General features: G+C 40.6%; 24 protein-coding genes. 21 read left to right on the forward strand and 3 right to left on the reverse strand.

Going from position 1 to position 25,661, the window contains the following annotated elements:
- Positions 1-59 precede the first annotated feature (59 nt).
- A complete protein-coding gene (locus tag ACMZOO_RS14300; protein ID WP_440903982.1) occupies positions 60-377 on the forward strand; it encodes a ComEA family DNA-binding protein in 318 nt (105 codons plus the stop codon).
- Between the two features lie 160 nt (positions 378-537).
- A complete protein-coding gene (locus ACMZOO_RS14305; protein WP_440903983.1) occupies positions 538-1,641 on the forward strand; it encodes a hypothetical protein in 1,104 nt (367 codons plus the stop codon).
- A 197-nt stretch (positions 1,642-1,838) separates the two neighbouring features.
- Here ACMZOO_RS14305 and ACMZOO_RS14310 read toward each other — a convergent pair whose 3' ends face one another.
- Positions 1,839-3,062, reverse strand: a complete 1,224-nt coding sequence (locus tag ACMZOO_RS14310) for an EAL and HDOD domain-containing protein (protein ID WP_440903984.1) — start codon at positions 3,060-3,062, stop codon at positions 1,839-1,841.
- A gap of 224 nt (positions 3,063-3,286) precedes the next feature.
- Between ACMZOO_RS14310 and rssA the strand changes: the two genes are divergently transcribed.
- From rssA to ACMZOO_RS14345, 7 genes are all read left to right on the forward strand, one after another.
- Entirely contained in the window at positions 3,287-4,237 is a 951-nt protein-coding gene (gene rssA, locus ACMZOO_RS14315) for a patatin-like phospholipase RssA (RefSeq protein ID WP_440903985.1), read from the forward strand.
- A complete protein-coding gene (locus ACMZOO_RS14320; protein ID WP_440903986.1) occupies positions 4,237-4,872 on the forward strand; it encodes a paraquat-inducible protein A in 636 nt (211 codons plus the stop codon). The genes rssA and ACMZOO_RS14320 overlap by 1 nt, the downstream gene beginning before the upstream one ends.
- Positions 4,839-5,450 carry a paraquat-inducible protein A gene (locus tag ACMZOO_RS14325; RefSeq protein WP_440903987.1) on the forward strand — a complete coding sequence of 204 codons (612 nt, stop codon included), beginning with the start codon at positions 4,839-4,841 and terminating at the stop codon, positions 5,448-5,450. Before ACMZOO_RS14320 ends, ACMZOO_RS14325 begins: the two co-directional genes overlap by 34 nt.
- 7 nt (positions 5,451-5,457) lie before the next feature.
- Entirely contained in the window at positions 5,458-7,113 is a 1,656-nt protein-coding gene (pqiB, locus tag ACMZOO_RS14330) for an intermembrane transport protein PqiB (RefSeq protein WP_440903988.1), read from the forward strand.
- A 94-nt stretch (positions 7,114-7,207) separates the two neighbouring features.
- A complete protein-coding gene (locus ACMZOO_RS14335) occupies positions 7,208-7,636 on the forward strand; it encodes a PqiC family protein (protein WP_440903989.1) in 429 nt (142 codons plus the stop codon).
- A 326-nt stretch (positions 7,637-7,962) separates the two neighbouring features.
- Positions 7,963-8,433, forward strand: coding sequence for a YfiR family protein (locus ACMZOO_RS14340; protein ID WP_440903990.1), 471 nt, complete (start codon positions 7,963-7,965; stop codon positions 8,431-8,433).
- Positions 8,430-10,820, forward strand: coding sequence for an EAL domain-containing protein (locus tag ACMZOO_RS14345; protein WP_440903992.1), 2,391 nt, complete (start codon positions 8,430-8,432; stop codon positions 10,818-10,820). Before ACMZOO_RS14340 ends, ACMZOO_RS14345 begins: the two co-directional genes overlap by 4 nt.
- Positions 10,821-11,057: 237 nt before the next feature.
- Here ACMZOO_RS14345 and rne read toward each other — a convergent pair whose 3' ends face one another.
- Entirely contained in the window at positions 11,058-14,243 is a 3,186-nt protein-coding gene (rne, locus tag ACMZOO_RS14350) for a ribonuclease E (protein WP_440903994.1), read from the reverse strand.
- Between the two features lie 613 nt (positions 14,244-14,856).
- On the opposite strand from rne, the gene rluC reads away from it, so the two are divergent.
- Positions 14,857-15,813 (forward strand): 23S rRNA pseudouridine(955/2504/2580) synthase RluC, encoded by a 957-nt coding sequence (gene rluC / locus ACMZOO_RS14355; RefSeq protein WP_440903995.1) that lies wholly within the window; start codon positions 14,857-14,859, stop codon positions 15,811-15,813.
- Positions 15,806-16,468 (forward strand): HAD-IA family hydrolase, encoded by a 663-nt coding sequence (locus tag ACMZOO_RS14360; protein WP_440903996.1) that lies wholly within the window; start codon positions 15,806-15,808, stop codon positions 16,466-16,468. Before rluC ends, ACMZOO_RS14360 begins: the two co-directional genes overlap by 8 nt.
- 461 nt (positions 16,469-16,929) lie before the next feature.
- Here the strand turns inward: ACMZOO_RS14360 and ACMZOO_RS14365 are convergent, their stop codons facing one another.
- Entirely contained in the window at positions 16,930-17,523 is a 594-nt protein-coding gene (locus ACMZOO_RS14365; RefSeq protein ID WP_440903997.1) for a Maf family protein, read from the reverse strand.
- Between the two features lie 87 nt (positions 17,524-17,610).
- Here ACMZOO_RS14365 and yceD point away from each other — a divergent pair, with 87 nt between their 5' ends.
- The 10 genes from yceD (at position 17,611) to mltG (ending at position 25,659) form a co-directional block, all read left to right on the forward strand.
- On the forward strand, positions 17,611-18,141 hold the full coding sequence (gene yceD / locus ACMZOO_RS14370) for a 23S rRNA accumulation protein YceD (RefSeq protein WP_026016882.1): 531 nt from the start codon (positions 17,611-17,613) through the stop codon (positions 18,139-18,141).
- Positions 18,142-18,154: 13 nt separating this feature from the next.
- Entirely contained in the window at positions 18,155-18,319 is a 165-nt protein-coding gene (gene rpmF / locus ACMZOO_RS14375; protein WP_016956840.1) for a 50S ribosomal protein L32, read from the forward strand.
- A gap of 15 nt (positions 18,320-18,334) precedes the next feature.
- Entirely contained in the window at positions 18,335-19,360 is a 1,026-nt protein-coding gene (plsX, locus tag ACMZOO_RS14380; RefSeq protein WP_440903998.1) for a phosphate acyltransferase PlsX, read from the forward strand.
- A 2-nt stretch (positions 19,361-19,362) separates the two neighbouring features.
- Positions 19,363-20,322, forward strand: coding sequence for a beta-ketoacyl-ACP synthase III (locus tag ACMZOO_RS14385; RefSeq protein WP_440903999.1), 960 nt, complete (start codon positions 19,363-19,365; stop codon positions 20,320-20,322).
- Positions 20,323-20,382: 60 nt separating this feature from the next.
- Complete coding sequence (gene fabD / locus ACMZOO_RS14390; RefSeq protein ID WP_440904000.1) at positions 20,383-21,318, forward strand: ACP S-malonyltransferase; 936 nt, start codon at positions 20,383-20,385, stop codon at positions 21,316-21,318.
- Between the two features lie 7 nt (positions 21,319-21,325).
- Positions 21,326-22,066, forward strand: coding sequence for a 3-oxoacyl-ACP reductase FabG (gene fabG / locus ACMZOO_RS14395; protein ID WP_016956844.1), 741 nt, complete (start codon positions 21,326-21,328; stop codon positions 22,064-22,066).
- 194 nt (positions 22,067-22,260) lie between these two features.
- The gene (acpP, locus tag ACMZOO_RS14400; RefSeq protein ID WP_016956845.1) at positions 22,261-22,497 is read left to right on the forward strand and encodes an acyl carrier protein; all 237 of its coding nucleotides are present in this window, start codon (positions 22,261-22,263) and stop codon (positions 22,495-22,497) included.
- Between the two features lie 71 nt (positions 22,498-22,568).
- Positions 22,569-23,807, forward strand: coding sequence for a beta-ketoacyl-ACP synthase II (fabF, locus tag ACMZOO_RS14405; RefSeq protein WP_440904003.1), 1,239 nt, complete (start codon positions 22,569-22,571; stop codon positions 23,805-23,807).
- A 30-nt stretch (positions 23,808-23,837) separates the two neighbouring features.
- Positions 23,838-24,653, forward strand: a complete 816-nt coding sequence (gene pabC / locus ACMZOO_RS14410; RefSeq protein WP_440904005.1) for an aminodeoxychorismate lyase — start codon at positions 23,838-23,840, stop codon at positions 24,651-24,653.
- Positions 24,646-25,659 carry an endolytic transglycosylase MltG gene (mltG, locus tag ACMZOO_RS14415; protein ID WP_440904006.1) on the forward strand — a complete coding sequence of 338 codons (1,014 nt, stop codon included), beginning with the start codon at positions 24,646-24,648 and terminating at the stop codon, positions 25,657-25,659. Before pabC ends, mltG begins: the two co-directional genes overlap by 8 nt.
- Positions 25,660-25,661: the final 2 nt, after the last annotated feature.

The raw sequence follows: 25,661 nt of genomic DNA on the forward strand, positions 1-25,661 counted from the left end.
ACTATGAAATGCGTTTTTTACGCGTCTATATGGAACAAGGAAATTAAGGAAATAGTCCAATGAGAAAATCTTCATTAGTCGTTGCGCTTGCAACTTGCGTATCTTTTGCCCCCCATTTATCTGCTAACGTTGAGCACTCTGCTACATCTGTTGTGCAAGCTGCTAAGACAGATGAAGCCACCACCAAACTTAACCTCAATACTATTAGTTACGAGCAATTAGTTAAGGTGCCAGGTATAGGTAAAGCACGTGCTAAAGCTGTAATTGCCTATATAAAAGAAAACGGAAAATTAGATAGTTTTGAACAATTAAAGTCGGTTAAAGGTATTGGTAAAGGTACACTTAACAAATTGAAACAAAATTTTGTGATTGAGTAATGTAAGCTATTGCAACTTAGGGGATTAGCAGTAGAATGGGCATAAAGTTGTGAAGTGGCAAAGCCGTCACAAAAAAGACACTTGCAAATTTACCCCAACTGTTTTTTAATCAACCTGAATTCCAATTTTCTTTCAGATCTCAATACAAGGAAGCTGAAAAATGAAACTAACATTTAAGCACACTGCAATTTCACTAGCTTTGGCTGGTTCTTTCGCGTTAACTGGTTGTAACTTTATAGGTGATGGCGATCCTGTTTTTGTCGATCCGATAGACCCAGTTACTCAATCAATCTCTGTAACAGGTGAGGCAACTAAAGGTGCTTTGATTGGCGCTGATGTATTTGCCTGTATCGCTAAGACGGCATGTTCAACTGCAGACGTAAACGACATCCGCGGAGCAACAGGTTTTGTTGGTGAAACAGTTACTGACGCCAACGGTGAGTATACCTTAAATATCACTAACACTAGTGCATTTGGTAAAGTGATTGTTGTACGTATTATCGCAAACTCTACTTCTTCTATGGATTGTGACGTTTATGATGACGCTGGCAATGAAGATTGTTCGTTCGATTTAGATGGTACTGAGCTTAAAACTATTGCTGTAGCACCAGTGCCTGCTGGCGAAGAAACAAGTGTTGCATTACCTGATGTAGATGCGAGTGCACTATCGACTTTAACAGTTGATTTAATCGAAGCCGATGAAACTTTAACTGACTCTTTAACCGCTGAACAATTGTCAACTAAAGCTAAAGGTGCTTCTAAAGCTGTTGCAACTATTTTAGGCTTAGAAGAGTCTGATATCGGTGCAGATGTAGACTTCACTAAACTGAAGTTAGGTTCTGCTAAACAAGGTAACGCAAAATTTAATGCTTTATCAGACGCGGGTAAGAAATTAGCTTCTGTTAACGCTGCATTAGGTGGTGTTGCTGCTTCAGGTGAAAACTTGGGGCAAAAGCTTAAAGAAGTTATTAGCACAGTTAAAAAATCTATCCAACAGCCAGCAGCTGTTAGTGATGCTGATGTGGTTATTTTCCAAAAGGTAGCGACTGTAGTTGATAAGCAAGTAACAAGTAGTGCAACCAAAACTAGCATTACTAAACCTGTTACTAAAAATCCATCGGTAGTAAACAAAGACTCTGTAGTGAAAGATGCACAAGACGCTCGTGATGATCTTATAGATTCGGGTACTAACCCTGGTGGTACTGGTGGTACTGGTGGTACTGGTGGTACTGGCGGTGGTAACACTGGTGGTAGCAATACCTAATATCTAGGTAACTAGTAATTTCAAAAACCCGACTTTGGTCGGGTTTTTTGTTTTTACCGATTTGTTTTTTGATTTTGTGCTTGCGAAATATGCACTGCTCAAGCTAGCTGGTTTGATTTAGCAGTGTAAGAAGGGTATCAATTGGTGAGAAGTAGGTGAAAAGGTTAAAGCATCGAAAGCTAGCAGGATGTTAGCGACTAATTAGCCGCTAACTCACTTGCTCTGTCATTCGACCATTGAATGGCCGTGTGGTAGTAGTCAGGTACTTGTTCAGTATTTAAGGTTAAGCGTTCTATCAGTAGTCCTGCTTTAACCCATTCAGCTTTTTCGTAGTGCTCAACTAAATCTAGATAGTTTGCTAATAAACCTTCACGTTGAATTAGTGCTGATTTAATCTCTTGAGCCAACGGCAGTTTAGTCATTATGCTTTCAATTGGTTCATCTAAAATTGCATCGATAACAGACAACATGCCGGTTAAAAATGCCATAGATGAGTCTCTGAGTTGACCATGGTCTTTAGCAATAGATTCACAAAAATGCGCTCGACTCATTGACAATCTAATCAATTCGACCGGTTTGTCTGAGTTTATTTGTGCCGCAAATAATACAGCTAAGAACTTTTTCAGCTCAGCTTGACCTAATACAACCAAAGCTTGTTTTATTGTTTCTATGTCGCCGCGGCGTTTAAATATCGCTGAGTTTGCATAACGCAATAACTTAAACGAAAGTGTTACATCACGCTGAAAGATATTGATGATGGCAGATAAATCCATCTCAGCTTTAGACGATTCATACAACAACTCAGCTAAGCTCATTTGAGAAGGTGCCAACGCTCGGCTTTGCATTACCTCAGGCTCACTGAAAAAGTAGCCTTGGAAGTAGGTGAAACCCCATTCTAACGCGCTGTTAAATTCTTCGTAGGTTTCTACTTTTTCAGCCAATAACTTAATGTCGTATTTTCCGGCTATTTTGCCTATCTGCTGAATTTCTTCATGCGACGATTCACGAAAATCAACTTTAATAATGTCGATATATGGGAAGAAGTGCAGCCATACAGGATCGTGTACATAATCATCTAAAGCAATTGTGTAACCTTCTTGCTTAAGTTCAGTGACCGCTTGTAACAGTTTTTTCGTTGGTTTCGCAGTTTCCAGTATTTCTACAACCAGCTGTTCTTTTGGGATCAAACTTGGGAATTTTTTTATTAATAATTCGTCCGAAAAGTTTATGAAAGCTGGATGTTGGTCGGTGAAATCATCTAACCCTAGGTTAAATTGGCTCGCTTCTATTAGTTTAGAAGTTGCCTGATCACCATCAATATTTGGGAATACATTCTCTAAGCTATCTCGAAATAGTAGCTCATATGCGAACAACTGCTTATTTTGATCAAATATGGGTTGTCTTGCAGCGTAAAAAAACATCTATTTATCCAAAGCTAAAATTATTTAAACTAATTTATGCGTACAGCCCTAATTATCGCAATAACATCCATGAGAGAGTGTCGTGCAACACTTGCTTAACAACATGAATAGATATTCTCGTTTATTTGAGTATAAATCAAGTTTTTTGTCCTGCACGGCAAATATGTATTTCTTTTAGGACACAGAGTAGAATTAACAAAAATTAGGATGAAATTAAATCAGTAATGCAGAAAAAATCATCACATAAACTAGGTTTAGCTTTGGGCAGCGGCGCTGCGCGTGGCTGGTCTTTGATTGGAATTTTACGAGAACTTAACAAATTAGGTATTAAACCTGATGTAATAGCAGGTTGTTCTATTGGCTCACTGGTTGGAGCTGCGTATGCCACCAATAAATTGGTTGAGTTAGAAGAGTGGGCTTTGTCGTTAGATACATGGAATGTGGTGCGCTTACTAGATTGGGGTATGGGACGTGGGGGGATTGTCTCTGGCGGTCGACTTTACAATCGATTAGAACAAACCATAGGTAAAATAAAAATTGAAGAATGTCCAATTCAGTATGCCGCTGTTGCTACTGAGCTTTACACAGGACGAGAGCACGTATTTACCCAAGGGTCTATGTTGCAGGCCATTAGAGCCTCCTGTGCAATACCTGGATTTTTGGCGCCACAATATATTGAAGGTCACTGGATGGTAGATGGAGCTGTTGTTAATCCTGTGCCGGTTTCTGTTTGTCGCGCTTTGGGGGCTAATCGAGTGATTGCAGTTGATTTAAACGGCGGTAGGCTTGCAGAGGGGCACAACCCTTCGCTAGATGTAAAAAATACCAGCGGCAATAGCAATAAACAAGCTTATGATCAGCAACCAAACAAGTTTCAGGATTTACTCGGTGAAAGTAAGGGGTTTCTCGAACAATGGGTTAAAAAGATACCTGTTGGCACCAACCAATCTCCCGGTATGATAGCTGTTGCGACCAGCGCAATAGATATAATGCAAAACCATATCACGCGCAGTCGCCTGATGGCCGATCCACCTGATATTTTGTTACAGCCTAAAGTTGCTCATATAGGTATTCTCGAATTCAACCGAGCAGAAGAAGCAATCAAAATAGGTGAGCAAGCTGTGCGTAATATCGCTCATTTATTAGAAGATTTCTCTAACTTCGAGCCGAGTTAATGCGAAATTTTATTGCATGCGAACATTGTGATTTATTGATGGAGTATCCAATACTTAATCACGCTCAGCAGGCTCATTGCAAACGCTGTGGCAATCATTTGATGTCACGGCCTAAACATAGTTTACAGTTAACTTTGTCGTTTATTACCGCCAGTATTATATTGTTTATGGCGGCTAACTTTTTTCCAATGATCTCAGCAGAGCAAGCCGGCTTTAAAAACCAAATGCGATTACTCGAAGCTGCATATGCATTTTTCGTCCATGGCGAATGGTTGCTCGGTTTTATTGTACTTTGTGTTGTACTGCTATTGCCGTTTATCTTGATGTTACTGCTAGTTTATTTGTTGCTGCCGATGATCTTTTATCGAATATTGCTACCAAAAACCAATTTTGTTGCGCGTTTGGTTTTTTCTTTGCAAAAATGGTCAATGGTCGATGTTTATCTAGTTGCTATGTTGGCAAGCCTCACTAAACTTACCTCTATGGTTACTATTGAACTGGGTGTTGGTATTTGGGCGTATATCGGCTTTAGTTTGTGTTTATCTGCCGCATTGGCCAATTTGGATAGACAAAGATTCTGGCGCTATTTGGATAAAATTAAATGTCATCAGATATTAAAACAGCAAAAGATGTAGAGCTCACTTTATGTCTGCACTGCCACAAACTCAATCCAATATCTTGGAGTGTTTGTAGTCGATGTGGTGGCAAAATCTATTTGCGTAAACCTAAGTCCATACAAGTCACAGTTGCTTGGTTAATCACGGCGATTGTATTTTATATACCAGCCAATGTTTTTCCCGTTATGACCACTTTTGCCTTTGGTCGAGAAACTGCGAGTACAATTGTTGGAGGAATATTTGAGCTGTGGGAACAAAAATCGTACGTGATTGCGTCTATCATTTTTATCGCCAGCATAATTATTCCTATACTAAAAATTCTGTTGTTATTGTGGTTGTGTTTGTCGCTAAAGTTAAATTTGACTGAAACGCTGAAACTACGTACGTCATTGTATCGATTAACTTTATGGATAGGTCGCTGGTCTATGATAGACGTATTTGTTGTCGCGATATTGGTTGCTTTGCTGCAACTAGGCGGTTTACTATCCATCCAGCCAACAATTGGTAGTTTAGCTTTTGCCTGTGTTGTAATTGCCACTATGTTGGCTGCAGAGTCGTTTGATCCAAGATTAATATGGGATAGTTTAGAGCGTTAGGAAGTTTATGCAGACCCCACAAGTTACCAAAAGAACAAAATTATCCTCAGTATGGCTCATACCGTTTTTGGCTCTGGTAGTGAGTTTATGGTTTGTCACACAGCATTATTTAAATAGAGGGACTGAAATTCAAATTCGTTTCGCCAGTGCTGAAGGGATAGAAGCGGGCAAAACTCAAATTAAAACGCTAAACGTTGATGTAGGCGTGGTAACGCGAGTAGAAATTAACCGCGATTTAACCACAGTTAATGTAACTGCCAGAATTAAACCTCAAGCAGAAAACTTACTTAGACAAGATTCCAAATTTTGGGTAGTCAAACCTAGAGTTGGTGCAAAAGGGGTTTCAGGGTTAACGACTATATTGTCTGGTGCATACATAGAGCTAGAACCGGGTAAAGATTACCCAGGAAAAACAGAGTTTGTTGGATTAGATAACCCACCACTCACTCGAACTAATAAACAAGGGGTCAATTTATACCTGCTGAGCCAAAGAATTGATTCACTCAGTGCCGGCGACCCGATAATCCATAAAGGTTTTGAAGTGGGGCAAATCACTCAAATTGAAGTGCTGAGTCCAAACAGCATTAAAACCAATATCTTTATCGAATCACCTTATGATCAAATGGTGACAAGCAACAGCCGTTTTTACAATAGCAGCGGTGTAAGTTTTGCCGTTAATGCACAGGGCATAGAAGTTTTTGCTGACGCGATAGAAAGCACTTTAACCGGCGGTATAGCGTTTGATTTACCGTTTGGCATGCCTGAAGGTGACTCAATTAGCGATGGCACTGAGTTTCAGCTCTATCGGAATAAACTTGAAATGGAAAAGCATCCGTTCAAACACAGCCTAGATTTTATATTGTTATTTAATCGCTCTATACGAGGATTAAATATCGGCGAATTTGTTGAGTATAGGGGCGTTCGTATCGGTACTGTAGTTGATATTGGCTTTAAGTATTTGCCAGAAAATAACTTTAATATAGCTACGCAACCCCAAGTACCTGTGTTAGTACGCTTAGACCCAGCACGTTTGTTGGGACAAGATACACCTGCAGCTGGTAAACAAATGTTAACTACTCTAGATACGCATATCCGCAATGGATTAAGAGCAGCATTAAAAACGGGTAGCTTAGTAACAGGTCAAAGTTACATCCAGCTTGATTTTTATCCTGCAGGTGAAGAAAACAACAGTCAGCTAGGTTATGTGGGGGATTACCCTAGTATTCCGACTGAGCATGATGACCTAGATTCAATGTTGTCGGATTTTGGTGTTTTTGCTAACAAACTGGCGAACTTGCCATTAAATGAAACAGTAAACCAAGTTTCGACTACCTTACAGCAAGCTCAAGCGTTAATTGCTCAGGCAGAGTTGATGGCTGCTGAATTTCAATCAGTCGCTAGCTCAGTTGATGGGTTTATGCAAAATGAAGCCTTACACAATTTGCCGCAGCAATTAGCTAATTTAATTGGCAAGTTGAATAATTTGGTTGAGAACCTAGGTAAATCTGACGGAACCATAGCCGAGGTTGAAGATACTATGCTTAAATTAAACCAAACTTTAGATAGTGTTAAAAAAGTTGCTGATACGCTAGAGAGTAAACCTGATTCGTTAATTTTCAGTCAGCCGAGAAGTTCTGATCCTATTCCTGGAGCAAAAAAATAGTATGAAGCGATATAAGCGATATATATGGCTAATATTAACAGCTGTCTTGTGCATCTCCTGCAGTTCGTCGCCGGAACCAAGCATAAACTATTATGTGTTACCTATACCAACCAAGGCGGAAAACCAAGCCAATTCGGCAGCGTTAGCTACTGAAAGCAAGGTAACAATAGTCTTAGCGCCATTTTTACAAAAAGAGAATTTGGTGGTGATGCAAGACGACGCTCGAGTTTATTTCGCCCATTATCATAGGTGGGCGCAGCCGCTTGAATATATGCTTAAACAAACTTTTGTTCAGCAGCTTAAATTATTAAACAAATCGGCAAATGTGACGATACAGTTTGATAAATTGCACGGTAGCACGGCAGGCTTAGTCACACTGCAAGGTATTTTTGTCATAGACCAGCAAATAAAGCAGCCATTCTTAATCGAAATTAAACAAGCAGAGGAGGGCTATCCCGCAATGCTTGATGCAATGACCCAAGGTTTGTTAAGCTTGGCAGAAAATATTGCTAGTGCAATGTAAAGTAATTTTTACTATCGAAACTCAAATTAAGTTGTTAAACTTTATGGGTTTTTATAAGTGAGACTAGATTTTAGCGATTAGCGACGTGATTCAGTCAATCTATCAAGTCAATTGATTGGCGTTTTGGTATTTTATACATCATGCTTATGCTAGAAATACAATTGTGGCCTAATTCACAAATTGCAGTATTCACCGCTCATGGAGAAGGTGATAAGGGCTATGGACATTAAATGACTTTAACGAACAAATTAACTTTTGCTCCGGCTTTGTTATCCTGCATTTTTTGCTTGGTAGCCGGATTATACGTCAAGCCAGCCAAGGCTTTGATGAACCAGCCTGACGAAGCAAGTTTAAGGGCTGCGGTTATTGTTGGTATTCTACGCTACACCAAAATAGCTATCGATAGTGACGCAGGGCAAATACGCATGTGTTCAGTCGGTGAACCCTATTCAGAATCCAAACTTAAACAAGTCTCAACCAGTTTAAGGGTGCAAGGCAATACGCTCGACTTCGCCGTTATTGCAAATGCAAACGTATCAAGTCAAAGATTGGCTAAATGTGATGTTTTAATTACTGGGGAAGATTTTTCCTTTGACAACGCGATACTTAACCAATACCAAGGTTTAAGCATTTGTGATGGTTGTACACAGCCAAATGCAGATTATGTAGTTGAATTAATTAAAAATGACAAAAGAATCGGATTTAACGTCAATTTAATTCTCGCCGAGAAACGAAAAGTTACTTTTAGTTCCTCTTTGCTTGAACTTGCAAGTAAAGTCATCAGGTCAGAGAAATGAACTTAGTTAAGCGTTCATTAAAATTTGCCATTATTTCGCGCCTGCTGATTCTTTTTGTTGCGACACTAACCATAATAGGTTTTACCATTTCGGTTGTGGAGCGAGATTTAGCCAAAGAGAAATTAACCAGCGACTTAAATGTAATAGGTGAAATTCTAGCAAATAGAACAATTGCAGCCTTGGTATTTAATGATGTTTCCGCGGCAACAACCAACTTATCTGCGGCTCAGTTCCATGAAAGTATTGAGGCTATTTGTTTATATGCGCAAAATAGAGCTTTTTTTGCTCATTATTATCGCCAAGCGGGCAAAGTAACCTGTCAGCCACAAATTAATGATTTAGCCCATTCCACAACCCTGTATTTAGACAATAGTATGCAAATCGTCAAACCTGTGTGGGATGGAACCGAGATCATGGGGGCGCTACGGATATATTCTAATTTAGATTATGTCGACAACACCCAACAACACGTCATACTTGTTATCGTTTCTGCGATTCTACTGGCTATTTTTGCCGTATACATAATTGCCAACCATTTGCTCAAAAGAGTGCTTGCACCATTGCAGCATTTGCATACAACAGCTCAACATATCACACAAAATGTTTTTTCCGATATTAGAGCTTATAAAGCCAAAGACGATGAAGTAGGTCAGCTGGTTGATGTATTTAATACCATGTTGGATAGCCTAGTTGACGAGCATAAAATGCTGCACGAATCTGAACAGCGTTTCCGTACTTTAGCGGACCAAGCGCCCATAGGCATCTTCTTGCGCGACGAAAATGATAATTTTTTGTACGTGAATAACTCATGGCAGAAGATGACAGGCTGTAAGTTGCCTATCAATATGGATGAGTACCAACAAAAAATTACTCATTCAGATAAACTGCGTGCCATTCAAGTGTTTGAACATGCGAAAACCTCGAATCAATCTAGTTCGGTCGAATATAGATTTGCGACGCCTCAGGGCAACCGCAAAAACTTTTTAGAAAAGATATCGCCGATTACGTTAGATAATGGCCAGTTGTCAGGTTATATAGGCTCGGTGCTGGATATTACCGAACTTAAAGATGCAAGATTTGAATTAGAGCGTATGGCGTTTCAAGACCCTCTGACCGGCTTGGCCAATCGACGATTTTTCAATGAACACTTAAAATTAGAAATTGCCAATGCGAATAAATTGCAGCAGCAGCTAGCCGTATTAATGATAGATTTGGATCACTTCAAACGTGTCAATGACACCAAAGGCCATGAATTTGGAGATGAATTGCTAAAATCTGTTGCGGATAAGCTTTCTGAAGTAATTGAAGATGATGATCTTGTCTCACGTATGGGCGGCGACGAATTTATGGTTCTTATTCGCGACGTAGATACTATTGCGGATTTGGATGCTGTGGTTAAACGCCTGTTAAAAGCTGTGCTCACACCTTTAGAGCATCAATCATTATTAGACGTCACTGCTTCTATCGGGGTGGCTGTGTATCCAAAAGATGGCGACACGGTTGGCGATCTTGTGCGAAACTCCGACATTGCTTTATATAAAGCTAAAGATTATGGCCGTAATCAAGCTGTATATTTCAGTCATACACTTGATTCAGAAATCAAGAATAAGGTGAAATTAGAGCACAAACTTAGACGTGCAATCATCGAAGATGAGCTTATGGTTTATTTACAACCACAATACGATGCTTCGAAAAAGCGCTTTGTTTGGGCTGAAGCTTTAGTTCGATGGATAGACGCCGAAGAAGGTTTTATTCCGCCTGATAAATTTATTGCCGTTGCCGAAGAAACTGGCCTTATTCATGAGCTTGGCCTATTAGTTTTACGTAAAGTCTGCCAATACATTAAAACTTACCAACAAGAGTTGTCAGAAAATGGCATTGACGGCATAGCTGTGAATATTTCGGCACGTCAGTTATTCGCGAAGAGCTTTTTTGATGATGTGATGGCTATCATTCATGAATTTGAAGTATTGCCTAACCAAATTGAGTTTGAAGTAACTGAATCTTTATTAATGGAGAATGCCAAACAAGCGGTTGAAGTGATGAACCAGCTCAAAGCTGAAGGCATTAAATTGGCTATGGATGATTTTGGTACTGGTTATTCATCGTTAGCATACCTTAAACATTTCCCAATCGATTGCGTTAAGATTGATAGAAGCTTTATCAAAGATATTCCACATGATTCTTTAGATATGGAACTATCGAGTGCGATTATCGCTATGGCGCTTAAACTCGGCTTAGAAATTGTCGCTGAAGGGGTAGAAACTCAAGAACAAAGCGCATTTTTACACAGCCAAGGTTGTCGCTTAATGCAGGGTTATTATTATGCTAAACCAATGCCAATTGCCGAAGTGTTAGCAATTAACAGCACATCATCTATAGGTTAAAGCCGTCCTACAGCAGCGTTGGTGTTTAAGCCAGCGCACTCGTTTCATCTATCCCTTGCGCACGTTAGGGGCTTATTATATTTCCTTATAACAGTGAACTCGCTAGTCATCCAGTTATTGGTTATGTACGTAAATTAGCATTGGGCTATAAAGATAAACGGAGTAGTGTTAAAACCCATAAAACAAAAAAAGCGGCTCAAATGAGCCGCTTTTAAATGTTTTAACTAGCCGTTAACTTTATTGTCTTGCTTGGGTAGCAGGAGATGACGACTGGCTACTAGGAGCGCTTGCACCACCTTGTTTACCTGAAACACTCAGTGGGATTCTGCTAGTTTGTGGTACAACATTGATAGACAATGCTTTTTGTACATCGATAGACTCAGGCACTGTTTGTGAAATAGGCGCTGAAGCAAAACCTTTTAATTGGCTGACAACTTGAGTTGTTTTTGCTACTTGCTCTTCTACAACAGCTTCATTTTCTTCATCTAAAGGCAAAGTCTGTTGTACTTGAGCAGAGTCACTCTGTTGTTCAGGACTATCGGTTGCTGCAGTTTTTACAACAGGAGCGTCAGACTCTTCGACAATGTTAGTCTCCACTGGCACTGCTTCAGCTTCCTCTACTTGTACAGCCGCTTCAGTTGTTAGTTCCGCTTCAGCAACAGTGGCTGTTACAGCTACGTCTGTAGCTTCTTCAGCTTGAACTTCTGCGTTGTCGTTTTCAACAGTCTCTGTTGGCTCAGATTTAACAATTTCTTCTGTTGTTTCAACTGTAGCTGTTATTTCAACCGCGTCAGCTTCAACTTCTGTGCTCTGTAATTCAACACTGTCAACTTGTACTGATTCTTCAGCTGCTTTTGCAGTTTCAGCCGCAGGGTAGCGGCTTTCTACCGGATCTTCTGTAACTTCAGCGTGCTGCATTACTTCAAACGCAAGTTCACTTTGTTTAGTGTCTTTGCGGTAGTATTTGTCGTAACGGCCATTATTTACGTCTTGATTGTCGTTTTCTTCTTGATTACGACGGCGACGTTGGCTATTTGCGCGTAAGTGACGCGTACCACGGCGTTGACGTGGGCGCTCTTCAGTATTTGCCTCAGCAGTGTTTTCTGATTTTTCAGCCACAGGTGCTTGTTCAGAACTTTCGGCCGATTGAGTATTATCAACTGGCGTGTTAGCTTGAACTTGCTCAACTGCAGGCGATTGTTCCGTTTGTTGAACCGTTTCAACCTGTTGCTCTTGGGCAATAGTTTCAACTGCTGCTGCGTAAGGAGACGCCTTTTCAGCTTGTGCTGGGGTTGCAGGTTTTTCCTGTGGTTTAGCTGCTACATCAGCTTGTTCAGCTTTTGGCTGAATTTTTTGTTGTGGCTGTGTTGGCTTCTGCTGTTCAGCCGGTTTTTGTGGCGCAGCTGATTTTTGCTCAGTTACTTCTTGTGGCTGTTTGTTTTGCTCAACACGCACTTTTTTACGCTGCTGACGTCTAGCTCTGCGCTCCTGTACTTTTTCTTCGCGTACTGGTTTGTTCGTATTATCAGCATTGTCGCTTTGCGCTTTTTGAGTTGGTTTATTACCACGCTCATTCGTGCGCTCTGCTGGCTTTTTATTACGAGGTTTATTGTTACGACGATTATTGTTCTTACGCTTAGCATTGTTATTATTGCTACGCGATTGAGATTTTTTCGCCGGCTTTTTCACTTCTTCTTCAGGCTCTGCTGCGAATAGTGATTTTATCCAACCAAACAAACTCGAAAATAAACCTTTTGCTGGTTTGTCTTGTTGTTTTGGTGCTGGGCGAGCGGCTGGTTCAACTGCTACTGGTGCAGGTGCATCAGGCGCAGCAAATCCTTTTAATGCAGGCTCTTCTTTTTTCGCCAAAGGTTTAATTGACGGAGAAATCGCCACTGTCATATCTTGTTCTGGCGCATTAACCAATTTGTAGCTTAGCTCGTCGCCTGTATCTTCTAATTTAATACGCGCTACTTCAAAGTTAGGGCTTTCGATATGTTGATTTGGCACAACCACGATACGAACGTCATGGCCTTTTTCAATAAAGCGCACCGCACCACGTTTTTCATTTAATAAGAAAGTTGCAACTTCAATTGGTACTTGAGCTTGAACTTGCACTGTGTTTTCTTTAATCGCTTCTTCTTCTAATAAACGCAATACTGATAAAGCAAGAGATTCAGTTGAACGTACTACACCTGTACCCTGACAGCGCGGGCAACTTTGACTCGAACTTTCACCTAACGACGGACGTAAACGTTGACGCGACATTTCCAATAAACCAAAACGTGAAATTCGGGCTAATTGGATACGCGCACGATCAGAGCGGACAGCATCACGTAAACGGTTTTCAACTTCGCGTTGATTGCGCGCAGGTGTCATGTCAATAAAGTCGATAACAACCAGGCCGCCTAAGTCGCGTAAACGTAATTGACGTGCAATTTCGTCTGCAGCTTCTAAGTTGGTGTTTAAAGCTGTTTCTTCGATATCACCACCTTTAGTTGCTTTAGATGAGTTGATATCAATAGAGGTTAATGCTTCAGTTTGATCAATAACAATTGAACCACCAGAAGGTAAACGCACTTCACGTTTAAACGCAGATTCGATTTGGCTTTCAATTTGGAAGTGTGTGAATAACGGCACTTCACCTTGATACATTTTAACGCGATTAACAAAATCAGGACGCACTAGAGCAATATGCTGTTTTGCATCTTCGTAAACTGCAGGGTGGTCAATTAAAATTTCACCAATATCACGGCGTAAATAGTCGCGGATTGCACGAACAATGACGTTACTTTCTTGGTGAATTAAAAATGGTGCAGGGCGGCTATCCGCTGCTGTTTGAATTGATTGCCAATGTTTTAATAAAACATTTAAATCCCATTCTAGCTCTTCGTAAGCTTTACCAACACCAGCTGTACGAACAATTAAGCCCATGCCATCAGGTAGAGATAATTTAGCTAAGGCTTCTTTAAGCTCGGTGCGCTCATCACCTTCGATGCGGCGAGAAATACCACCTGCTCTTGGGTTATTTGGCATTAGAACTAAGTAGCTACCTGCAAGGCTGATAAAAGTAGTTAACGCAGCACCTTTTTGCCCACGCTCTTCTTTATCAATTTGCACTATAACTTCTTGGCCTTCTTTAACCACATCTTTGATGTTTGGTCGGCCTTGGAAAGTATAACCTTCAGGGAAATAAGTTTTTGCGATTTCTTTTAACGGTAAAAAGCCATGGCGCTCAGCACCATAGTCAACAAAAGCGGCTTCTAAACTTGGTTCTACGCGGGTAATTGTGCCTTTGTAGATGTTTGCTTTCTTTTGCTCATGACCGTGACTTTCAATGTCTAAATCGTATAAGCGTTGGCCGTCAACCAGCGCAACGCGCAACTCTTCTTCCTGAGTTGCGTTAATTAACATACGTTTCATAGTTGTTTTTTTCACCAATATGAAACGCCAAATTGTCTACCAATAGTCTCAGCTGAAGAGTCACTCTCACGAGTGTCTTTGCTATTTGTGCAGAAATCCTAATTAACCTTGTGCTAATACACTAGGGAGCTTAAACCTTGGCTGAATGATAGCAACTAGGCTTAACAAATCCTCTTTGATAATCGTATTGTTATAGCTCCTTCCGTTTGCAACTTAAGCTTAATGGTGCAAACAAGGTTTTGTCTTTCTGTTGTTTAGCCGAATGTGCTTTCTGGTCTAAACAGCTTATTTCAGTTTTATCTGTTAGCTTATTTGGCGTTTCTTTTATATAACTCGGCATTCGCTGTTGGGGTTAGTGTTTTGTCCACCTCTCGAAAAATTACACACTTCGTTTGGTACAAAAATGCGTAGACAAACTGTTTATGCTCAAAAATGACCAGTTTGTTGCAGCACTAAAGCCTCTTACACAGTCCGAATGTCACCACCAATAATCGTGTATTTTTGACACGTTTTCGAAAAAATCTGGCAATCATGGATGCCATCAGTGAAAATATAGCAAAGCTCTGCCCATAGCGGCAATCTAAATTCATCATTTATAGAAAGATATTTACATATGAGTTCAAATGACCGAGGGTCGGTAAGTTATTTTGACATTGATACAGATAATTCTGGTCAAAGAATAGACAATTGGCTAAAAAGAGAATTAAAAGGTGTACCCACTTCACTGATCTATCGCATTTTGCGCAAAGGCGAAGTTAGGGTGAATAAAAAGCGCGTTAAACCAGAATATAAATTGCAAGCGGGTGATGTTCTACGTTTGCCGCCAATCCGAGTTGAAGAGAAAAAAGACAACGAGGTTATGGTTGGTGACAAGCTGAAAAACTTGGTTGAACGCTCAATTTTATTTGAAGACAAATATTTAATTGTTTTAAACAAACCGTCCGGTTTAGCCGTGCATGGTGGTTCGGGACTTAATTATGGTGCAATAGAAGCCATGCGCCAGATCCGTCCAGAATTAAAACAACTTGAGTTGGTGCATAGATTAGACCGAGATACCTCAGGTTGTTTAGTTTTTGCGAAAAAACGCTCGGTTTTACGTGCGTTACATGAACAATTACGTACGAAGCAAGTCGACAAAAGATACTGGGCGTTGGTCAGTGGCGCTTGGCCAGCCAAATTAAGAGTTGTTGAAAAACCTCTATTTAAGAATACCTTAGCTTCAGGCGAACGGGTTGTAAGGGTTGATGCTAAACAAGGTAAACCAAGTGAAACTCGTTTTAGAGTGCTGAATAAGTATAAGGGTGCCACTTTAGTTGAAGCTTTTCCTGTTACCGGACGTACCCATCAAATTCGTGTACATGCAGCCGCTTCTGGTTACCCAATTGCGTTAGATGATAAATATGGTGAAGCGGAATTTGATAAAAAAATGAAAGCTGTTGGTATAAACCGTTTATTTTTGCATGCAGCCTCTATCAGTTTTATCCATCCTAAAGAGCAAACGACGATCCGCGTTGAAGCGCCACTAGAAGCTAATTTAGCCCAAGCTTTGGAGCGCCTACCGAGTGAATAGTTTGCAAGCTAAATACCCATTAGTTATTTTTGATTGGGACGGTACGCTGATGGATTCGATTGGTCGCATCGTTTCAAGCGTGCAAAACGCAGCCAAAAGTTTGGATATTCCTGTTCCTGATGCACAAGCGGCTAAATCAATTATAGGGTTAAGTTTACCGACGGCAATCGCAACTTTATTCCATGATGTAGATGAAAGTTTGCATCCTGAATTAGTTAAGCGTTATAGCCACCAGTATGTTGAATTGGATACGACGCCTACGCCCATGTTTGATTACGCTGAAGAGCTGTTGGTTAATTTAAAAAACGCTGGATGTTTATTAGCCGTTGCTACAGGTAAGTCACGTGCAGGTTTAAATAGGGTATTCAACTCAACTGGTTTAGAACATTTATTCGATGCCAGTATATGTGCGGATGAATCTCTATCTAAACCGCATCCTGCCATGTTGGAAACTCTATTGAAAGATTTAGCTATGGCTAAACACCAAGCTGTTATGGTGGGTGACACAGTGCATGATTTAAAAATGGCTTTAAATGCTGGTATCGATTCAATTGGTGTGACTTGCGGAGTAGATGACGCAGCTACACTAACTAAGTTATCGCCCATTGCAGTTGCGGATGATATCCGAGCACTAAGCTCTGTGTTGTTACGCTGACACTCGTTTGGTGTTATTGCGCTCGTGTGTAATGGCTATGCAAGTTCGGTGCACCAAGCCGAATTGAAGTGTAATTTTCTAAAATCGCTAAATTGCATTATGTAGCAGTCGCTGGGCTATTCGTCCATGAAGCTTGGTTCCTGTCGCTATCCATAGCTCCACCTCGCTTAGCTGCGAAGCGGTGCTTCGGTCTTCGCTCGCCCTATCTTGTGAAGTTTTAGAAAGTCAGCATTCAATTCGGCTTTTTTAACATTGGTGTTTTCTAAAAGCCAAAAAGTGCCGCAACTTTGTTGTTAGTGTAGGTGAATGGGTATGCTCCGAACAAAACTTCACAAAACATGGATGTTTTGTGAGAGCGCTCCAAGGACGGACTTGCAGCGTTTTTGAGAGGAGTATCCCATTTGCCTATACGGCTATTTGGCGAGAGCTAACAGCGATTTTCAGTTCAGGCTTTCTAGCAGTTAACGGCTCTGAATCAAAGGATCAAACCCAAAGGCTCGGAAAAACGCACACAACTTTATCAGTGGTAAACCAATTAAAGTATTTGGATCATCCCCTAGCAACTTATCAAATAAAGTAATACCTAAAGCCTCACTTTTAAAACTACCCGCACAATTGTATGGTTGTTCCAAATGCAAATAGGCAGTTATCTCATCAGAGGTTAATTTACGAAAATGCACTTCAAACACTTCAACCGATGATTTTAACTGACCTTCAGGATTAATTAATGCTAGTCCGGTATAAAATTTAACTGCTTTACCAGATAATTTACTCAATTGCGCAAAGGCATTATCAAAGTTACCTGGTTTACCTAAAATCTCGCCATCACAAAAAGCCACTTGATCAGATCCGATTACAAAATTGTTTGGATGAAGGCTAAAACCAGCTTGTGCTTTTAATTGAGCTAAACGCTCAACTAACTCGATTGCAGATTCATTTTCTAATGGCGTTTCGTCCGTTTCAGGTTTGCAACAACTAAAAGGTAACTGCAATTTTTCCAAGATAGCTTTACGAAAAGGAGAGGTTGAAGCTAATACAATTTGATGATTTGACATAAAAGTTCGCGCTTATTTTAAAATGTTATACTATTTTTCCTATTTTCATTTGACTAAGCAAGGGCAGATCGATAATATCCGCGCCCTATGCAAAAGGTAAAAATGCCAGTTGAGCTGGATCCAGTCAAAAGTGCCCAAAAGCGCTCTGACTATAACGGTATTTATCGACTGGAAGATTTAACGCGTTTACGCGAGGCTGTATTGTCTGAAACAGGGCAAGTTGATGTCTCGCTTAGATGTACCTATGATGAGCAAAAACTGCCTGTTATGCTCATCAATGCTGTGACGGATGTCGATGTGACATGTGAGCGCTGTGGTCAACCTATGCCTATACACATAGAGTTGTCAGCGACCTTCACGCCAAAAACAATGCGGTTAGACGAAGACTTAGTTCCGAGCACTTACGCTATTGTCGAGGCAAATGATTATGGTTTAGTGGATTTACGTGCATTAATTGAAGATGAATTAATGTTGGAAATTCCATTAATACCTAAACATGAAGTTGAAAACTGCGCAATCAAAGAACAAGACATGGTTTGGGGGGAGCTAGATAAAGCAGCTTACGAAAAACCATCGAATCCGTTTGACGTTTTGAAAAGTTTAAAGAATCCAAAATAACAGGAGATCTGTAATGGCTGTTCAACAGAACAAAAAATCTCGCTCAAAGCGCGACATGCGTCGTTCACACGATGCTTTAACTGCTGCTGCTCTTTCAATTGACACTGAGACTGGTGAAACTCACCGTCGTCACCATGTAACTGCTGATGGTTACTATAAAGGCAAAAAAGTAGTTTAAGCTAGCAGGTCAGCTTTGACGAATCTAACCATAGCGTTAGATGCAATGGGGGGCGATAACGGGCCTCCCATTACTATTCCAGCTGCGCTCGAAGTGTTAGCTGACAATCCCCAATTAACCATTATTGCCTGCGGCGATAAATATCAAATTACCCCTTTATTACAAAACGCTGCTGCGAGTGTTGCTGCACGTTTGCAAATTATTCATTGCCCACAAGTTGTTTCTATGGGTGAAAAGCCTTCTCAAGCATTGCGGCATAAAACCCAAAGTTCAATGCGTGTGGTACTTGATTTACTCAAAGAAAATAAAGCACAAGCATGTGTCAGTGCGGGTAACACAGGTGCATTGTTAGCTATGGCTTATTATGTACTGAAAATGCTGCCGGGTATTAAACGACCAGCGCTAGTTACCGCTATTCCAGGTTCGCTTGGGCATAAAACTTATGTGTTAGATTTAGGCGCAAACGTTGCTTGTGATGAACATATACTTCATCAATTTGCATTAATGGGCAGTGTGTTATCTGAGAAAAACGATTTAAAAAATCCACGCATCGGATTATTGAACGTTGGCGAAGAAGAAATAAAGGGCAGTGACACAATTAAAAAGACAGCGCGCTTGTTGAAAGAAGATAAATCGTTAAACTACATAGGTTATGTAGAAGGAAACGATATTTTTAACGACAAAGCCGATGTCATTGTATGTGATGGGTTTGTTGGCAACATATCAATGAAAGCATGTGAAGGTTTAGCAAAAGCGGTTATTCAAACAATTAAATCACTCGCCAATGAAAATTGGTGGAGCAGAGTGTTTGCTGCAATTGCCCTTCCTATGTTAAAAAAGCTCTATCGACAAATGAACCCCGACCAGTATAACGGGGCAAGTTTGTTAGGATTGCGCGGAATTGTCATAAAGAGTCATGGTAATGCCTCAAAAGATGCTTTTAAGTACGCGTTAGAGGAAGCGATTAACGAAATTCGCCATCAAGTACCAGAAAAAATTGGTAATCGAATAGAACAGGCGTTAACTGACAGGTCTCAATAAGTATGTATTCTAGAATTATCGGCACAGGTAGTTATTTTCCAGAACAAGTGCGTTCCAACGCAGATCTAGAAAAAATGGTCGAAACCAGCCACGATTGGATTGTTGAACGCACTGGCATTCATGAAAGACGTATAGCTGCTGAGCATGAAAATGTTGCAACTATGGGTTTTGAAGCTTCTAAAAAAGCAATTGAAGCAGCGGGCATTCAAGCAGCAGATATTGATCTAATTTTATGTGCAACCACAAGTTGGGAAAAAGCACTGCCAAGTGCTGCATGTGAAATTCAAAATTTACTCGGTTTACCTGGTGTACCGGCTATGGATATTGCAGCCGCTTGTGCAGGTTACTGTTATGCATTAAGTGTTGCTGATCAGTTTATCAAAGCGGGCACTGCAAAACGTGTATTAGTTGTGGGTACAGACGCACTAACACGTTTGTTAGATCCAACAGATCGCACCATGATTATTTTGTTTGGTGATGCAGCTGGCGCTTGTATTTTAGAAGCCAGTGAAGAGCCGGGGATCTTATCTACTCATATTCATGCTGACGGCCGCCATGCAGATTTACTTGGGGCTGATTTGCCTAAGCGTGGTGTTGAAGCTTCAGTGCACGAAGCTTATGGTTATATGAAAGGCAATGAAGTATTTAAAGTTGCGGTAACCAAGCTAAGCGAAATTGTTGAAGAAACTTTAGCTGCGAATAATCTACAAAAATCTGATGTAGATTGGCTAGTACCGCATCAAGCAAACTACAGAATTATTAAAGCAACCGCGAAAAAACTCGATATGACCATGGACAGAGTTGTTGTGACTTTGGATAAACATGGCAATACTTCAGCGGCTTCTGTTGCAACCGCATTAGATGAAGCGATTCGAGACGGCAGAATTCAACGTGGCCAAACCTTGTTGTTAGAAGCTTTTGGTGGTGGATTTGCTTGGGCTTCAGCTTTAATCAAATACTAAAATGAACACTTAAGTGTTCAGAACTCAGAATTCAATTAGAAATTAACACAGAGATAATTTATGTCTGATAAAAAATTAGCTTTTGTATTCCCAGGACAGGGATCTCAAACAGTAGGTATGTTAGCTGATTTATTTGATACACATGCCGTAGTCAAACAAACATTTGAACAAGCGTCTGACGCTTTAGGTTACAACTTAGCTGAATTGGCATTAAACGGCCCAGCTGAGAAATTAAACCAAACACAAATCACACAACCTGCATTATTGACTGCCAGTACAGCTATTTTCCGTTTATTGGAAGAAAAAGGCGTAGCAGCACCTGCGTTTTTAGCAGGTCATAGTTTAGGTGAGTATTCAGCGTTAACTGCTGCTGGTGTGATTGCGTTTGAAGATGCGGTCAAATTAGTTGAATTGCGTGGCCAAGCGATGCAACAAGCTGTACCAGAAGGTGTCGGCGCTATGGCTGCAATTATCGGCTTAGATGACGACGCAGTTAAAGCAGCTTGTGCTGAAGCTAGTGGTGATCAAGTGGTCGCTGCGGTTAATTTCAACTCTCCTGGCCAAGTGGTTATTGCTGGACATAAAGATGCAGTGGCAAAAGCTTCTGAATTATGTAAAGCCGCAGGTGCAAAACGTGCATTGCCTTTACCTGTCAGTGTCCCTTCTCACTGTAGCTTGATGCAGCCAGCTGCAGACAAGTTAGCCGAAGCTTTGAACAATATTCAGTTATCAGCGCCAAAAATTGCGGTTGTGAATAATGTAGATGTTAAAGCTGAAGTAGAAGCTGCAGCCATTAAAGATGCATTAAAACGCCAATTATACTGCCCAGTGCGCTGGACTGAAACAGTCCAATTCTTGGCAAGTCAAGGTGTTACGAATTTAGTTGAAGTTGGACCAGGTAAAGTACTAAACGGTTTAACTAAACGCATTGAAAAATCTTTATCAGCTGTATCGATAAATGATGCGGCTTCATTAGAATCATTTTTAAACGGGTAATTTATTTATGTTCTCTGGATTAGACGGACAAGTTGCACTAGTGACAGGTGCGAGCCGAGGTATTGGTAAAGCTATCGCACTTAAATTGGTAGCAGCAGGTGCTAAAGTTGTGGGTACAGCAACCTCTGAAAAAGGCGCGGCAGCTATTTCTGAATATTTAGGCGACAATGGTAAGGGTTTAGTTTTAAACGTAACTGACGATGCTTCTATTGCTGCTGTGTTTGAGCAAATCAAAGCAGATTTTGGTGAAATAGATGTATTAGTAAACAACGCTGGTATTACCCGCGATAACTTATTAATGCGTATGAAAGATGCAGAGTGGACGGATATAATCGACACTAACTTAACTTCAGTATTCAAGTTATCTAAAGCTGTGTTACGCGCCATGATGAAAAAGCGTAATGGCCGCATCGTAAACATAGGTTCAGTTGTTGGCTCAACTGGTAACCCGGGTCAAGCTAACTATTGCGCTGCAAAAGCAGGTTTAGTTGGTTTTACCAAAGCTATGGCTAAAGAAGTTGCATCTCGTGGCATTACTGTTAACTCTGTAGCACCAGGTTTTATCGATACAGATATGACAAAAGAGTTGAATGACGATCAGAAAAGCACTATCTTTGCGCAAATTCCAGCGGGTCGTTTAGGTCAGCCGGAAGAAATTGCTGCAGCTGTGCTATTTTTAGCATCGCCTGAAGCGGCTTATATTACAGGTGAAACCATTCATGTGAATGGTGGCATGTATATGGCCTAATTGCGGGTAGATTCTTAACTCGAATAGGGTTATCATTCGCACGCATTCGGATTTTACATTCGGTGACTGGTTAAATCCTTGGTGGTTAGACCAGTTGGCGAAAGCAAAGCATTAAGCTTGCAACCGATTTATTGACTTTAATAAACTACAGCAAAATTGTGCATGGTGCACAATGTCTGAGGGAAACTTATATTATGAGTAACATCCAAGAAAGAGTATACAAAATCATCGTTGAACAACTAGGCGTTAAAGAAGAAGAAATCACAAACGAAGCTTCTTTTGTTGACGATTTAGGCGCTGATTCTTTAGATACTGTTGAATTAGTTATGGCTCTTGAAGAAGAATTCGATACTGAAATTCCAGACGAAGAAGCTGAAAAAATTACTACTGTTCAAGCAGCTATCGATTACATTGTTGCTAACAAAGAATAATTTTATAGAGGCGGTGTAAACCGCCTTTTTTTCATCACCCTTTCAAATTCACTCCTCCTGGGGGCAATCTAGTGTCAAAACGTCGTGTCGTTGTCACCGGACTAGGAATGTTATCTCCTGTCGGTAATACAGTAGACGATTCTTGGAAAGCATTATTAGCGGGTCAAAGTGGTATTCAACTTATTGATACTTTTGATACCAGCAGCTTTTCAACTCGTATCAGTGGTTTGGTAAAAGGCTTCAACTTTGAAGATTATCTTCCAAAGAAAGAAGCTAAAAAAATGGATACTTTTATCCAATACGGTGTTGCAGCCGGTATTCAAGCTTTTAAAGATTCAGGCTTGGAAATTACTGCAGAAAATGCACATCGTGTAGGTGCTGCGGTCGGTTCTGGTATTGGTGGTTTAAGCTTAATCGAAGAAAACCACGCTAAATTATTAGCCAGCGGTCCAAAGCGTATGTCACCATTTTTTGTGCCGTCAACTATTATCAATATGATTTCAGGTCATTTGTCTATCCTGTTTGGATTACAAGGACCAAATATTGCGATCACAACTGCATGTACTACAGGTGTTCACAACATAGGTCACGCTGCGCGCATGATTGCATACGGCGATGCCGATGCTATTTTGGCCGGTGGTGCAGAAGCTGCAACTACGCCTTTAGGTTTAGGTGGTTTCGCGGCAGCGAGAGCTTTGTCATCTCGCAATGACGAGCCAACTAAAGCAAGTCGTCCATGGGATCAAGACCGTGATGGTTTTGTTATGGGCGATGGTGCTGGCGTGATGATGTTGGAAGAATACGAACATGCAAAAGCGCGTGGTGCTAAAATTTACGCTGAGTTAACTGGTTTTGGTATGAGTGGCGATGCTCACCATATCACGTCACCACCAGAAGACGGTGCAGGTGGTCAAGCTGCTATGGCGAACGCGATTCGTGATGCAGGCATATCACTTGAACAAGTCGGTTATTTGAACGCGCATGGCACTTCAACACCAGCTGGTGATAAAGCTGAAACTAATGCTGTTAAAAACTTATTTAAAGACCATGCGAAAAAAGTCATGGTTAGTTCAACTAAGTCTATGACAGGTCATTTATTAGGTGCAGCTGGCGCTATCGAAGCCATTATCACAGTTAAAGCCTTGCAAGACCAAGCTATTCCACCAACTATTAACTTGGATAACCCAAGTGAAGGTTGTGATTTAGATTATGTTCCGCATGAAGCGCGTCAAGCGTCGTTTGAATATGCATTGTGTAATTCATTCGGCTTTGGTGGCACCAACGGTTCATTATTGTTTCGCAAAGTTTAATTCGAATACTGCAATAGGGCATTTGCACTGATGCAGATTATTCAAGCGCACAATGGCCAACAGCAAATTTCAGCTTATAATCGAGCTGTACAATTTGGTGATGGCCATTTTTCGACTTTAAAAATCCTCGAGCATAAAATTTGTGATTGGTCTTATCACAGATGTAGATTATTAACTGCTAACCAACGCCTTGCTTTTCCAACATTAGATCTAGAGTTAATCTACCACCAACTGAGTAAAATAGCGGCAGTGCAAGCCAATGCTGTGGTTAAAATTTTAGTCAGCCGTGGAGAAAGCCAGCGTGGATATGCTTTTGCAGCAGATATCGAACCTGTTGTCTTAATATACGTAAGCGACTGGCATGCTGAATTATTTTCATATCCTGATGGTATATCGCTGATCTCGCTTGATACACAGTTGGCACGTCAACCTCTGCTGGCTGGTTTAAAACACACTAATAGGTTAGAACAAGTTTTTATTAAACAAGAATTGACTAACAAAGGTGCTGTTGATGGTCTAGTTTTTGATACTGAAAACCATTTAATTGAAACTTCATTAGCTAATATTTTTGTCCGCATCCAAGGCCAATGGTGCACACCCGATTTGACATACGCAGGGGTTGCTGGAACAAAACGAGCCTTGTTATTAGAACAAGCCAGCCAATCTAGCGAATTTACTATCAGACAAAAACATATAACCAAAGCAGAGATCAAGGATATTGAAGCTGCGGTGATTTGTAATGCATTGATTGATTTTGTTTGTGTGCAATCTATCGATGGAAGAGCATTAAATCAGCAGTTAGCTATACAACTTATAAAAGGATTACAAGGGTTAAGCCATGGTTAAATGGTTTGGTCGAGTATTATTGGCACTAGTGCTGATAATCTCCATTGCTTGCAGCATTGCATATAACCAAGTTAAACAAGACTTTTCTGCGCCAATTGAGTTGCAGCAGCAACTTATTACCATAAACCAAGGTGCGTCGTTTCAAAAAATTATTCAGCAGTTAATGCAGCAGCAGTTGTTACCAAACAGTCAATTGCTGCACTGGTACTTGCGTATACAGGCGCGTTTACAACCAGATTTTTCCCAGCTAAAACAAGGCACTTATCTATTTGATGGTCAATATAGCGCGCAACAAGTATTAGCCAAAATTCGCAACGGTGAACAACACCTTTTCAGTATTACTTTTGCTGAAGGCAGTACTTTTGCGCAAATTCAAGCTGTGCTGCAAAATCACCCTCAGGTACAACAAACAGATTATCAAACTTGGTTAGCCGAACAAATTAAACCGCATTTGCATGCTGAAGGTTTGTTATTTCCGGATACTTATCTATTTGCGGCAAACACCAAAGATAAAACAATCTTGGGGCAAGCATTAAATAAAATGGCACAGTTACGCGACAGCGAATTTGCCCCATTAGCAGAGCCAAAACTCAGTTGGTATCAAACATTAATTTTGGCCTCAATTATCGAAAAAGAAACGCCAATTGAAGCGGAAATGCCAACAGTCGCTTCTGTATTTTATAATCGACTGGCAAAAAAAATGCGTTTGCAGACAGACCCAACAGTTATTTATGGTTTAGGTGCTGAGTATCAAGGTGACATCACCCGAGCGCATTTAAAACAAGCAACGCCATACAATACTTATGTGATTAAAGGCTTACCACCCACACCTATTGCTATGCCTGGGTTAGCTGCAATTAAAGCGGCTCTTGCACCAGCAGATACTGATTATTTTTATTTTGTTGCCAGTGGTGATGGTGGTCATGTATTCTCGAAAACCTTACGTCAACATAATTTGGCAGTTGCACAATATTTAAAAAAATTAAAAGCTGAGGCAAATAATTAACT

The organism is Catenovulum sp. SX2, from assembly GCF_052056295.1.
Taxonomy (GTDB): domain Bacteria; phylum Pseudomonadota; class Gammaproteobacteria; order Enterobacterales; family Alteromonadaceae; genus Catenovulum.

Bases quoted from the DNA above. Each gene is read 5' to 3' on its own strand.
- ACMZOO_RS14300 (WP_440903982.1), top strand. From the start codon at position 60: ATGAGAAAATCTTCATTAGTCGTTGCGCTTGCAACTTGCGTATCTTTT.
- ACMZOO_RS14305 (WP_440903983.1), top strand. From the start codon at position 538: ATGAAACTAACATTTAAGCACACTGCAATTTCACTAGCTTTGGCTGGT.
- ACMZOO_RS14310 (WP_440903984.1), bottom strand. From the start codon at position 3,062: ATGTTTTTTTACGCTGCAAGACAACCCATATTTGATCAAAATAAGCAG.
- rssA (WP_440903985.1), top strand. From the start codon at position 3,287: ATGCAGAAAAAATCATCACATAAACTAGGTTTAGCTTTGGGCAGCGGC.
- ACMZOO_RS14320 (WP_440903986.1), top strand. From the start codon at position 4,237: ATGCGAAATTTTATTGCATGCGAACATTGTGATTTATTGATGGAGTAT.
- ACMZOO_RS14325 (WP_440903987.1), top strand. From the start codon at position 4,839: ATGTCATCAGATATTAAAACAGCAAAAGATGTAGAGCTCACTTTATGT.
- pqiB (WP_440903988.1), top strand. From the start codon at position 5,458: ATGCAGACCCCACAAGTTACCAAAAGAACAAAATTATCCTCAGTATGG.
- ACMZOO_RS14340 (WP_440903990.1), top strand. From the start codon at position 7,963: ATGAACCAGCCTGACGAAGCAAGTTTAAGGGCTGCGGTTATTGTTGGT.
- ACMZOO_RS14345 (WP_440903992.1), top strand. From the start codon at position 8,430: ATGAACTTAGTTAAGCGTTCATTAAAATTTGCCATTATTTCGCGCCTG.
- rne (WP_440903994.1), bottom strand. From the start codon at position 14,243: ATGAAACGTATGTTAATTAACGCAACTCAGGAAGAAGAGTTGCGCGTT.
- rluC (WP_440903995.1), top strand. From the start codon at position 14,857: ATGAGTTCAAATGACCGAGGGTCGGTAAGTTATTTTGACATTGATACA.
- ACMZOO_RS14365 (WP_440903997.1), bottom strand. From the start codon at position 17,523: ATGTCAAATCATCAAATTGTATTAGCTTCAACCTCTCCTTTTCGTAAA.
- yceD (WP_026016882.1), top strand. From the start codon at position 17,611: ATGCAAAAGGTAAAAATGCCAGTTGAGCTGGATCCAGTCAAAAGTGCC.
- rpmF (WP_016956840.1), top strand. From the start codon at position 18,155: ATGGCTGTTCAACAGAACAAAAAATCTCGCTCAAAGCGCGACATGCGT.
- ACMZOO_RS14385 (WP_440903999.1), top strand. From the start codon at position 19,363: ATGTATTCTAGAATTATCGGCACAGGTAGTTATTTTCCAGAACAAGTG.
- fabD (WP_440904000.1), top strand. From the start codon at position 20,383: ATGTCTGATAAAAAATTAGCTTTTGTATTCCCAGGACAGGGATCTCAA.
- fabG (WP_016956844.1), top strand. From the start codon at position 21,326: ATGTTCTCTGGATTAGACGGACAAGTTGCACTAGTGACAGGTGCGAGC.
- acpP (WP_016956845.1), top strand. From the start codon at position 22,261: ATGAGTAACATCCAAGAAAGAGTATACAAAATCATCGTTGAACAACTA.
- pabC (WP_440904005.1), top strand. From the start codon at position 23,838: ATGCAGATTATTCAAGCGCACAATGGCCAACAGCAAATTTCAGCTTAT.
- mltG (WP_440904006.1), top strand. From the start codon at position 24,646: ATGGTTAAATGGTTTGGTCGAGTATTATTGGCACTAGTGCTGATAATC.